The 13,068-nt window shown below is 33.5% G+C and carries 5 protein-coding genes and 2 rRNA genes (1 of these 7 running past the window's edge); 1 reads left to right on the top strand and 6 read right to left on the bottom strand.

Annotation, left to right across the window (positions count from 1 at the left end; genetic code table 11):
* Nucleotides 1–36: 36 nt before the first annotated feature.
* Nucleotides 37–1,179, top strand: coding sequence for an acyl-CoA dehydrogenase (locus tag ASC44_RS13260; RefSeq protein WP_055448104.1), 1,143 nt, complete (start codon nt 37–39; stop codon nt 1,177–1,179).
* A gap of 43 nt (nt 1,180–1,222) precedes the next feature.
* On the opposite strand, the gene ASC44_RS13255 is transcribed toward ASC44_RS13260, so the two are convergent.
* From ASC44_RS13255 to ASC44_RS13230, 6 genes are all read right to left on the bottom strand, one after another.
* Nucleotides 1,223–3,670 (bottom strand): helix-turn-helix domain-containing protein, encoded by a 2,448-nt coding sequence (locus ASC44_RS13255; protein WP_055448103.1) that lies wholly within the window; start codon nt 3,668–3,670, stop codon nt 1,223–1,225.
* A 288-nt stretch (nt 3,671–3,958) separates the two neighbouring features.
* Complete coding sequence (locus ASC44_RS13250; protein WP_055448102.1) at nt 3,959–5,461, bottom strand: reverse transcriptase family protein; 1,503 nt, start codon at nt 5,459–5,461, stop codon at nt 3,959–3,961.
* A gap of 258 nt (nt 5,462–5,719) precedes the next feature.
* On the bottom strand, nt 5,720–7,348 hold the full coding sequence (locus tag ASC44_RS13245; RefSeq protein WP_055448101.1) for an SWIM zinc finger family protein: 1,629 nt from the start codon (nt 7,346–7,348) through the stop codon (nt 5,720–5,722).
* A gap of 4 nt (nt 7,349–7,352) precedes the next feature.
* Entirely contained in the window at nt 7,353–10,418 is a 3,066-nt protein-coding gene (locus ASC44_RS13240) for a hypothetical protein (protein WP_055448100.1), read from the bottom strand.
* Nucleotides 10,419–10,878: 460 nt separating this feature from the next.
* A 5S ribosomal RNA gene (rrf, locus tag ASC44_RS13235) occupies nt 10,879–10,986 on the bottom strand.
* Nucleotides 10,987–11,120: 134 nt separating this feature from the next.
* Nucleotides 11,121–13,068, bottom strand: a 23S ribosomal RNA gene (locus ASC44_RS13230); it runs 873 nt beyond the window's last position.

The following is a 13,068-nucleotide window of genomic DNA, read 5'->3' as shown; positions in this document are numbered from 1 at the left end:
CAGTCTAAATTTATCAAATTAACATTAAATATACATATGGATTTTAGCTTAACCGAAGAACATATAATGATACGCGACGCAGCTCGCGATTTTGCACAAACCGAATTATTACCAGGTGTAATAGAGCGTGATAATAAACAAGAATTCCCAAAAGAGTTAGTAAAAAAAATGGGTGATTTAGGTTTTATGGGTATCATGGTAGATCCTAAATATGGAGGAAGTGGTATGGACGCTATTTCTTATATTCTTATTATGGAAGAGCTTTCTAAAATTGATGCTTCGGCTTCTGTAATAGTATCTGTAAACAATTCTTTAGTATGTTATGGTCTTGAGGCTTATGGTAGTGAAGAACAGAAACAAAAATACTTGTCAAAGCTTGCTACTGGTGAGTTTGTAGGTGCTTTTTGTTTAAGTGAACCTGAAGCTGGAAGTGATGCTACATCGCAAAAAACAACAGCAATAGACAAAGGAGATCACTATGTAATTAACGGAACTAAAAACTGGATTACAAGTGGTGGAAGAGCCGATGTTTATTTAGTGATTGCACAAACAGATGTGCACAAAGGTTCTCATGGAATTAATGCATTTATTGTTGAAAAAGGAACACCTGGTTTTGACGTTGGACCTAAAGAAGACAAATTAGGAATAAGAGGAAGTGATACACATACATTACAATTTAATGATGTAAAAGTACCTAAAGAAAATAGAATTGGAGCCAATGGTTCTGGTTTTAGATTTGCAATGAAAACAATTTCTGGAGGACGTATTGGTATTGCTGCGCAAGCTTTAGGAATTGCCCAAGGTGCTTATGAATTAGCATTAAAGTATTCTAAAGAACGTAAAGCTTTTGGTACAGAGATTTGCAACCATCAAGCTATTGCTTTTAAATTAGCAGATATGTATACTGAAATTGAAGCGGCAAGAATGCTAGTAACGAAAGCTGCTTGGGATAAAGACCAAGGTAACAATTACGACATGTCTAGTGCTATGGCAAAATTATATGCCTCTAAAGTAGCAATGGAACAAACGGTTGAAGCTGTGCAAATTCACGGTGGAAATGGTTTTGTAAAAGAATACCATGTAGAGCGTATGATGCGTGATGCTAAGATTACACAAATTTATGAAGGGACTTCTGAAATACAGAAAATTGTAATTTCAAGAGGCGTTATTAAAGGATAATAACACCTTTATTTTATATACAAAAAGCGTAACCAAAATTTGGTTACGCTTTTTTATTTCTTGCTAAATCTTCCAAAACCAAGCGCAATTCTCCAAAAGTGTACTTATTATCTATTTGGTGTTTTAAGTCTGAAATGTTCTCAAATTTCTGTTTTGGAATAATAGCTTTTAACTCTTTATAATGTTTTTCGGAAATTAAGTCTAAAATTTTAATCTCTCCAGTATCTATAAAACTTGATAAATGTCCGCTAATTGTAGCCACATTTAAATCGCGTTCCATGGCTATTTGTTCTATTGCTTTTCCTGCTTTAAATAAATTTAAAGAGGTTGTTTTAGTTTCGCCTACTCTTCGTTTAGGCTTTGCTGTTTCAAAAATTTCAGATTTTTTAGCTGTTTCAATATCGTTTTCATCGCAATACTCACGTATTACTTTTAAAATATCTTTACCGTATTTCTCCACCCTGGTTTTTCCGAAACCGCTTACTTTTAATAATTCTGCAGAATTTGTTGGTAAGGTTTCACACATTTCGTACAAAGATTTTTGTGTGAAAATTTGAAAATGAACCAGATCGTGATCCTTTGCAATTGTATTTCTTAATTCGCGAAGTAACTCGAACAACTCAACATTTGTAGTACCATCGATAATTGTTTTTCGAGGTTTCTTTGGAGCTTCTTTTGCTAAGAAAACAGATTTCGCCCTTAACTCTAAAAACAGTTTCACCTTAAAACCATCTGCCAAACCTTTAAAATAAAGTTGTTTTGTAGCAAGTAACTCTTCAAATAAATCTAAAGCTTTTGTAAGGTCTTTTTCTACCGTTTTATTATCTGTTGTAAAACTGAACGTTTTGTATGGCTCAAGAATTTTCGTTTCGACTTCTTTCTTATAATAGTTTAACGCTTTTGTAAAACGTTCTTGTATTTCTTTACTAGATTCTGGTGTAAGTGTAATTTCAGAAAGCTCATTTAATTGTGCTTTAAAACCATTGGCTATTTTTAGTAAACTAGCCACACAATCTTTTATTGTGATTAAAGGTGCTTCAACATTACCTTCAATACTGCCTCTATTTTTATAATAGACATCTAAAACGCGATTAACAGGATATAAAAAATTATAAAAATTAAAAATTTCTGCAATTATACCGAGTTGAAATTCTCTTTTAGATTTCGCTAAAACGGTTTCATCTGGTTGGTTTTCTTCGGCTCTTTTATTAAACGAAATAACATTAATATCGCTTATAATCTGGTTAGAACTAATCTTACTTTTTAGCACTAAACCTTCCAGACTTTTACAACGACTTAAAGCAACATACGTTTGCCCATGCGCAAATGCGCCTTCGGCATCTATAATGGCTTTTTCGAAAGTTAAACCTTGACTTTTATGAATAGTAATAGACCAAGCCAAACGTAAAGGCATCTGCGTATAAGAACCAATTTTGTTTTCTGTAATGGCTTTAGTCTCCTTATCTACATCGTAATTTATGTTATCCCAAACCTCTTGTTTGGTAATAATATTAAACTCATCGTCTGGACACTTTACTACAACTTCGTCCTTATCCAGTAAAATAACTTTACCTATTTTACCATTAAAATAACGTTTCTCTACAGAGCTATCGTTTTTAATAAACATAACCTGAGAACCAACTTTTAAGTTTAAAATTTCTTTTGTTGGATATGAAAACTCGGGAAACTTACCTTCTACCGATGCTCTATAATTAACAGATTTACCTTTAAGTTTCTCTAATTCGGACTTATTAGTTTGCTCCGCCTTAAAATTATGCGTTGTTAATGAAATGTAACCTTCCTCCTCTGTGGCCTGAAAGTTTGGATCGTAACTTTTATTTAACTCATCGGCAGATTCCTGCGATAAAGTATTGGTTCTAATTTCATTTAAAATATCTATAAACTTAGGATTATCCTGTCTGTAAATATGTTTTAACTCCACAGTAATTGCAAACGACTCTTTATAGGCTAGACTACTAAAAAAGAAAGCATTATCATAAAAAGGCTTTAATAATTGCCATTCGTTATCTTTTACAACTGGCGATAATTGTTGTAAATCACCAATCATTAATAATTGTACACCACCAAAAACTTTTGTTCTGTCTCTAAATCGACGCAACGTTTTATCGATACCGTCCAGTAAATCTGCACGAACCATACTAATTTCATCAATAACCAATAAATCCATAGATTTAATAATATTGATCTTCGTCTTGCCGAATTTTCTATTAAAACCTCCAGAACCTTTTAAATCTTCGTTAGGCAAAATAGGTCCAAATGGCATTTGAAAAAACGAATGTATAGTTACACCTTTCGCATTAATAGCCGCAACTCCAGTTGGTGCCACAACAACCATTCGCTTTAAAGACTCCATCTTTAGCTTATGTAAAAAAGTTGTTTTTCCAGTTCCCGCTTTTCCTGTTAAAAACACATTTCTATTTGTGTTATTAATAAAATCCCAAGCTAAATCTAATTCCTTGTTTGTAGTCATTTTTAGTATTTCTATACAGAATCTCAAGATAAATAAAATGAATAGTATTTATGGCGCGTTTTTAAGAAAAATAAAAACCACGCTATCCACTATATCTTTTTTAAATCTAGACTTCTTTAAGCATCAATGCTTTTAGGCAAGTGCTTTAATATATATTTATTTTTAGGTAATAGTAAAAAAAGGATGCCGTTTCAACTACGAAGTAATCTCGATTTCTTCCCAAATAATATTTATGAGTAATCGTTCGCGCACATACTTATTATGGTTCAGTATTAAAAACCAAGTGCTTTACTTCTTAAAAAAGGAAGATACCTTCTTTATAAACCCACTTAATAAACCAGAAGTTCCTTTTTTAGCATTTGGCGCATATTGTTTTATATGTTCTTCCTTATAGTTATATTTTACAAGAATGGCATTTACACGTTCTTTATAAATGGCACCTTTTACTTCATCAATCTGAAAAATAAAATTTGCGTAACCATCAATCTGAGCTAAAACGTTTCCGCCTTTATTCCAATACTTTCCTTCTATTCCTTCTTTTTCTATTAAATGTAATAAAGCTCTAAATCGCTTTAAAGACGTTTTAGCAATATTAGCTTTTTCATTAACTACAACACCAGTAACTTCTTGTTTGGCATTGCGTTTCATGACTCTTAATTTTTCGGGATGCAACATAAAGTTCTCATCGCGTACTATTTTACCAGAGTATTTAAGTAATGCCGTAATTTTAGGTAAGCTTTTTTTATCACCAGAAAACGTAATATCGTCTACATATCTAGTATAATCGAAATCATACTTTTTTGCCAAACCAGATAATCTAAAATCTAACTTCCTACATAAAACATTGGTGATTGCTGGACTGCAAGGTGAACCTTGTGGCAAAAAACGTTCTCCGCGTTGTGCATAATAATCTTCACCTAATAAAGAAACGTCTAGTATTTTAGGCTCAGAACATAATAAAGCCAAAATAGTTGCTACTTGATTAGAATATCCTAAAGACATAAACACACCTTTAATTCTATTATAAGTTACCGATGGAAAGAAGTTTTTAAAATCCTGATTTACAACTACAGCTTTTCCAATATGAGGTACTGCATTTGTTTTTATAGATTTACCAATAACGCAACCATGTGCATTATCGTGTACTTTTACGTTATTTAATATGTGCTCTAAAATCCAATGTTGCGCCTTTTTTAATTTAGGCATTGGTGCAGAAATTAAACGATAACCACCAGATTTTTTTGGCATTTGAAATCGCTTATAATGACTAATCTTAGAATTCTTTCGTGTAAAAGATAAAAACCGAAGTTCGCCAACCGTTATACCTAAAGCAGAAGCTAAATCTTCGGCTGTATTTAAAACAGGTAATTGTTGCGTTTTTAATCGTGTAACATCAGATTCTTTTTTATTAAGGTTATTAGAATAACCAGAACCAAGATAAACAATATCTTTTTCTTTAGACGTTTTCCAACGTGCTGCCTTTTCTAAGCGTTCTTTTTCGCGTCTTTCTTTAGTTTCTTTTTGAGATTGCTTAGATGCTAATTTACGTTCTTGGTGTTTCTTGGCTAAAAAAGCTTCAGGATCTTCAATAACTCGTTTTTCCTTTAAAAGCCCTTGTAACTTTTTAGACAGTTCTGTCTCCTCTTTAAAAAAAGCATTAACGCTTTCGAAATCAAGTTCTTCTTGATTCCAAAAACCCAAACGTTTCATTTCAGAAAGTATGTATTCTTGTTTTGAAGACGCTTTTATTTTATCATAAATTTCCTGTCTTCTTTCTGTAGAATTTTTCATATAATAAAAAGGTAGCAATAAGATGTCTATTTAATTCCCTTCGTACGATTCTCAAGACTGAATTGAACAACTCCAGTGAAATAGGTACTAGTGTATTATTTCACTTCGCAGAAGTCTAACCGGAAATAGTACACTAGTACCTATTTCACAAGTTAAGTTCGAGTCAGTGACGCGTTCGGTGTCTTTAAGCAAGATTGGCGATACACCAATCAAAATGCAAGGTTTTTATCTTATTACTACCATGGTTTAAATATAATATTATTTTTTATCAAAAGTGATTCTTGTTGCCAATATATGTTCACAAGGTCCTTTGGTCATTTTGTTTTCATAATAGTAACTGCATGTGCAACTACCATCTACTATTTTTAAGTCATTATCTATTGTTGTAACAACTTTATATTTATTACTTACAGTACTTTTAAGTGTAATTTCATCGTTTTTATGCTCAACTTTTAAATCTGAAACAGCGTTTTGTTCCATTAATTTATAAGCTTCTTTATCTGTTTCACTAGAAAAACGTAGAGATTCTATATCTATTCCTTCTCTTTTTAATTCTCGAATACGATATACTTTGTTTTTTAAATCGAAAATAACTTTTCCTGCTTGCGTAAATGTTTCTAACGATTTATTGACAACAGACACATCTAAGTTCATGGTTTTAGCAATTTCTGTTTCAGTTGCAAACCAATGCTTTCGCAATTCTAAATAGACACTTTGCATTGTTTTTGCAGGAACTTGTCCTCTTGGTGATAGTAAATCTAATTGACTAGATTGTGTCCAATCGTTAGCTGTCCAACCAGAAAGTCCTAAAGTAAAATACATTTCTGACGTTAAATGTGCTGTATAAAACGAAGGCATTCCATTTCCTAAAAGGTGTACAGTAAATGTATTTGTTATTGGTAATAAACGTTCTAAAAGTAGAATTCGTCTTCTTCCCCAAACTCTTATTTCTTGTGCACTATCTCCTTTATAAATAGATTGTTTACAAACAACTTCTATATTCCAAGGTTCGAAAACAGCAACAATTGGTTCTCCTGGATTTAGTATATATTTAATAGAACGTGGTCCTTTACGCTCTTTGTTTCTTTTTAATACTGAAATAAAATTAGCAATATCTATAGCTTCTAATTTAAAAGAAACTTTTTTAGAGGTCATTGCTGTACTTACTTGCAGAAAGCCGCGAACCCAACTGTCTGGTAAATCTATTTTTACTTCTCTATAGTTATCTTCTCCTGTTGTTTTAACATCAAATCCTTTCGGATCTATTTTAAAATCGGTTTCCTTATAAGTTCTTATTTTCTGAAACTCTTCATATAATGTCTTCGAATAATCGATATTTGTTGTACCACATTTAAAGTCACTTATATTATTAAAGACATCGTAACCGCAAGATAGTTTTCCGTAAACGGATTCATCTTTACTAAAACATTCGAAAAACACTTGGTCTGGATGGACTGTAATTACAGGATCTAAAACCATCCAAGCATCCATATCTCTTTTATAAAGATGTTTAAAATAATTACTTTGTGCCTTATAATAAGGTTTCATTATAACATCGCGTTCTTTACGAAGACCTTCTAATTGAGAACGTACATGATGTATTTCTGTTTGTAATTTAGAAAGATCGCTACTTGCTTCTGCCAACCAAATTTCTTCTTGACTTTTTAACCAAGCTAAATATTCGGAATTATCTTTGGGTTGAAAATTAAAATCGGCAACCACAACATGATGCAGTGCAGAAATGGCTTCTCTAAATGGAATTTTTTTATTTAATGTGCCAACAAAAAAAGTTGGTTCTCGTAAAACGTCTGGAGCAAAACTAACTCCTGTTGTAGATACTCCATTGTTTACACTACTCGATCCTCCATATTTAAAATTAAACTGCATACAATTAATTCTGTTTTATTAATAATGGAATTTCTATATCTGGATGCGCTTCTGCTATAGTTAGTAATAAATCAATATTATTACTGGTATCTATTAATGTATTTGTTCCTAAAACAGTTTCTATTAATCGTGTTGTCATAACTGCAACAGATTTGTTTTTAATAGATTCTTGTTCTAAAAAAGTATAAACTCTAGTTTTGGCAACTCTATTTTCATTAATATTAAACAAGGTTGTTTTAAAGTAAGTTTCTAATTTCAAGATAACTTCTACATTGCCTTTTGCATAATTATCTAGATAATTAGTAACAAAAAACTGCATTGTTTTTGTTGGATGTTCTTGAAGTTTTAATAATAAAGGCAAGCCTTTTTCTTCAGTAAAATGTTGTGTTATCATTTTTCGTCCAAAATGCTGAACTTCTTTTTTTGTATGATCGCAAGCGTAAAGCAACATATCTACAGTCCATGTTTCTGGCTTAATATGTTCTTCAAAATATTTAGTAGCCCAAGTAATTATGTCTTCCCAATCCGAATTAAAAATTAATAACGCATCTTCTAATTCGTAATTTACTTTAGATACATGGTTTTCGAAATAGTTTTTTACAGTATTTCTAATTTCAAAAATGTCACTATTTCCAAATTTAACAATCTCCTTTAAATTCAGTTTTTCTAAATCGATATGTTTTTTAAATAATGGTTCACCTAGTATTTGTGCATAATCGTATTTCGATAATATCAGTCCAAATATGTTCTCTTGAGAAATACTACTTAAATACTGTTTATAGTTCGTTGTTAAAAGGTCGTAGCAATTTTTATGTAATCCATCATAAGTTTCTACTGTTTCAACTGCTCTTATTAAAGATTTAAAAAGATTATTTTTAAAACCTTCATCTAATGTAATCAGCCTTTCTACTGTTGGCTGAATAGCTTCTCTAACTTCATCGTATTCCGAAAAACAAAAGGCACTTATTTTATTATGATTTTCTAAAAGAAATTCATCCGGAAAATGAGATAATAACTCGATTCCTACTTGTCTTAATTGAGCGTTATCCGAATTAATATAACTATCAATAGTGTCTTTAAATAATTGATAGGTTGATATTGAATTCTGCTTAGCAAGATTTGCAGCGAATAATTTATTGATGACTTCTGTTGAATTGGCTAATTCTATTATTTTCTCTTCAGAAACTTTACTGAGTAATTTACCAAAATGGGTGTTTCCTATTAAATCATTAACCTTAATAAGATACTCAAAAGCATATATTGATGGTGAACTAAATAAAGCGTTCAATTTATCTATACTTAAAGGAGTATTATATTCTACCGAATCTTCAAATAATGCTTTTAAATATATAATAACATTATCATTACCTAATAACAATAGTTGTTCGTTGAAGTTTAATTCAGCAAAATATTGAGATTCATATTGTGTTAACCACTTAAATCCTAAAGCATGTGCTCTTTCATTATTAGATTTAATTAATGAGAATAACAAACTGCTTTCAGGTTTAACAGATTGAAATCGCTGTTCTACAATATCTAAAACAGACTCTAATACCTTTGGATGATAATGAGAAACTAATTGTACTAATAAAACATCATCAACGTTTTCTAAAAAATGAGCATTATCTTTAATAATTCTTAGAGCAAATTGCACTGCAATTTCACTCTTAGCATTCGCTAAAATATAAATTACATCCTTTTCTTTAGCATCCCATAAACTAGGCAAAGCTTCTTCTCTTGGTAAACTATCAGTTTCACTATCTATATAAAACCAATTATTATTCTGACTCTGCAAACGAGTAGAACTTCCGTAAACAATATACATCAAAGCTAGAAAATCATGATACTTTGGGGAAATTCGTTTTACAGTATAGTAACGTCTAGTGTCTCTATCGTAATTATAATGATACTGAATATCTTCTTTAACATTATCTATCTTGTCATCAAGAGAAACTAAAAGCGTTTTAGAATAATCAACATAAAGTTCTCTGTCAACCTTACTTATTTCATAAACAAATTTATAAGTAGCCTTGTTAAAATAGTTCTTTGTCTTTTTAGAAAACGTTATCGTTGGATTTGGCTTTTGTTTTTCAACATCTGCTGCAGTCCATTGATCGTTAACATATAAATAATCCGAAGTATAACCAGGTTTACTAATAGCTATTCTTTTAGACGTTAATGCAAAAAATATAACATCATTTAAAACATCAGATGCCCTATATATGTAACGTATAGATTTGAAAAAATTAATTTTCAAAGGTGCTTTTTCAAGAAATGAATATAATTGATCTCTAAGTGTAATATCATTAATAGAATACAAATAGATATAATATAATACCGAAGAATCAATTGCATTAGCACTTAAAAAGTAAACAGAAAGCGCATTAAAAAATGAAACACTATTTCCAGACTGAACCTTTAATTCTTCAGGAAGTAACTCATATACCTGTTTTATAATTTTATCCTTATAATGCTCATCAGCAAGTTTTAAAATATAAGATGCACTAATCCTACCTACTATATCATCAAATTTTTTCGACTCAAATACCTCATATATCTTATCTTGATTAGAAATATCATTAAACTTTGCTAATGCGTATATAGAATTATATTGCTCAAAAACATCTTTCGAATCTATAAAGTGATTTATAAAAGGAATAGCCTTAACCACATTTAAAGAAGTCGCCTTAAGTATAATTCTAGAAACCTTCCAATCTCTAGTATAAACTCCTTGAATAGCATCCTTTAAATATTTTAATATAGTTTTCTCTCTATCATTATTAAGCACAGAAACCAATTGATCAATATCTTTCTCTTCAGTAGTTGAAGACAATAATTCACTATATCCTTTACTTTCTTTACTAGTTACAAGGTTCGAAAAAACAACTAAAGCTTCATCATAAGAAACCGGAAATACCGTCTTAGTGCCTTCTCTTAAATTAGCACCTCTCCTTCCGTATCTAAAATTAACAACAAATAAATCGGATCCCGATTCGCATAAGTCAACCTCATAAACTTTGTCCGATTTACCTTCCGAAAAGTATAATGTTTTTTTATTTACTATTTTCAATGCTAAAAAGATTTATAGCTAAATATAAATAAAATAAAAGTCAATCTAAAGAATATCTATTCCGAAATTAAAATGAAATAATTATGGCAAGTTTTTAAGAAAAATAAAAACCGCGCTATCCACTATATCTTTTTTATAATCACCTGTTTCGCTGAAAGTAAAACAAGTAAAATCAAACAGTCAGATAAGACTATAGTATCTTGTCTAAATAAAAAAGGATGCCGTTTCTATCACTCTCGCAAAGCACAGCCAACTAATATTTAAGTCTATCCATAGAAGAACAGATTATAATTATTCCTAACTATAATCTTGCACAAACTATCTACCTTAAATAATCACATGTATTTGACAACAAGTTTTTATTTACTTATTATTAACCGCATGTCTTTATAGCAACAAATTTCTATTTAAGTTTATCACAAAAAAAATCCTCAACAAATAAATGTTGAGGATTCTCTAAAAAAGGCGACGACCTACTCTCCCACGAATGTAGTACCATCGGCGCAAATAGGCTTAACTTCTCTGTTCGGAATGGTAAGAGGTGAGCCCTATCGCAATAATCACCTTAAGTCTTTCGGTGTATGTAGTGATTTAAGATCAACTACTTAACCGTATAAAATAACATATTGAAAAAAGTACACTTTAGTGTATTAAACATGAAAATCGTAATAATATGTATTGTACTTAGTAAAAAAACAGGCGTACAATAAGCCTATGGGTTATTAGTATCACTCGGCTATGACATTACTGCCTTTACACCTATGACCTATCAACGTAGTAATCTCCTACGACCCTTTAAAGAAATCTCATCTTGTGGTGGGTTTCGCGCTTATATGCTTTCAGCGCTTATCCCTTCCCAACGTAGCTACTCTGCAATGCTCCTGGCGGAACAACAGATACACCAGAGGTTAGTCCAACTCGGTCCTCTCGTACTAGAGTCAGATCCACTCAAATTTCTAACGCCCACTGTAGATAGAGACCGAACTGTCTCACGACGTTCTGAACCCAGCTCGCGTGCCACTTTAATGGGCGAACAGCCCAACCCTTGGGACCTTCTCCAGCCCCAGGATGTGACGAGCCGACATCGAGGTGCCAAACCCCCCCGTCGATATGAGCTCTTGGGGGAGATCAGCCTGTTATCCCCGGCGTACCTTTTATCCTTTGAGCGATGGCCCTTCCATACGGAACCACCGGATCACTATGCTCTACTTTCGTACCTGATCGACTTGTAGGTCTCTCAGTCAAGCTCCCTTATGCCATTGCACTCTACGCACGGTTACCAAGCGTGCTGAGGGAACCTTTAGAAGCCTCCGTTACTCTTTTGGAGGCGACCACCCCAGTCAAACTACCCACCAAGCACTGTCCCTTCATTGAAGGTTAGACTCTAGATAAGCAAAGGGTGGTATTTCAACAATGACTCCACAACGCCTAGCGACGCCGCTTCAAAGTCTCCCACCTATCCTACACATTACTTATCCAAAACCAATACTAAGCTATAGTAAAGGTGCACGGGGTCTTTTCGTCCCACAGCGGGTAATCGGCATCTTCACCGATACTACAATTTCACCGAGCTCATGGCTGAGACAGTGTCCAGATCGTTGCACCATTCGTGCAGGTCGGAACTTACCCGACAAGGAATTTCGCTACCTTAGGACCGTTATAGTTACGGCCGCCGTTTACTGGGGCTTCATTTGATTGCTTCGCCGAAGCTAACAACTCCACTTAACCTTCCAGCACCGGGCAGGTGTCAGGCCATATACGTCATCTTTCAATTTAGCATAGCCCTGTGTTTTTGATAAACAGTCGCCTGGACCTTTTCACTGCGGCCACCCCGAAGGGTGGCGACCTTTCTCCCGAAGTTACAGGTCTATTTTGCCTAGTTCCTTAGCCATGAATCTCTCGAGCTCCTTAGAATTCTCATCCCAACTACCTGTGTCGGTTTAGGGTACGGGCTGCTTCTCTCGCTTTTCTTGGAAGTCGATTTGCTAGATTATCACCGCGACCGTAGTCTTAGTGTACTATCGAGGTGTTACCACTCTCTTCAACGCACAATTCCGTCTGTGCGCACTAACTTTTCGCCTCCGTCACTTTTAATGAGAGCAGGTACAGGAATATTAACCTGTTGTCCATCCACTACCCCTTTCGGGTTCGCGTTAGGTCCCGACTAACCCTCAGCTGATTAGCATAGCTGAGGAAACCTTAGTCTTTCGGAGTGCGGGTTTCTCGCCCGCATTATCGTTACTTATGCCTACATTTTCTTTTGTAGCTACTCCAGCATGCCTCACAGCACACCTTCAACGCCACTACAATGCTCCCCTACCACTTTTACAAGTCCATAGCTTCGGTAATATGTTTATGCCCGATTATTATCCATGCCGAACCGCTCGACTAGTGAGCTGTTACGCACTCTTTAAATGAATGGCTGCTTCCAAGCCAACATCCTAGCTGTCAAAGCAGTTCAACCTCGTTTATTCAACTTAACATATATTTTGGGACCTTAGCTGATGGTCTGGGTTCTTTCCCTCTCGGACATGGACCTTAGCACCCATGCCCTCACTGCTGATTAACATTTTATAGCATTCGGAGTTTGTCAGGAATTGGTAGGCGGTGAAGCCCCCGCATCCAATCAGTAGCTCTACCTCTATAAAAC

It is taken from the genome of Lacinutrix mariniflava, from assembly GCF_001418015.1.
GTDB lineage: Bacteria > Bacteroidota > Bacteroidia > Flavobacteriales > Flavobacteriaceae > Lacinutrix > Lacinutrix mariniflava.
The sequence above is the reverse complement of the archived record's forward strand: the minus strand, read 5'-3'. Positions and strand labels throughout refer to the sequence as shown.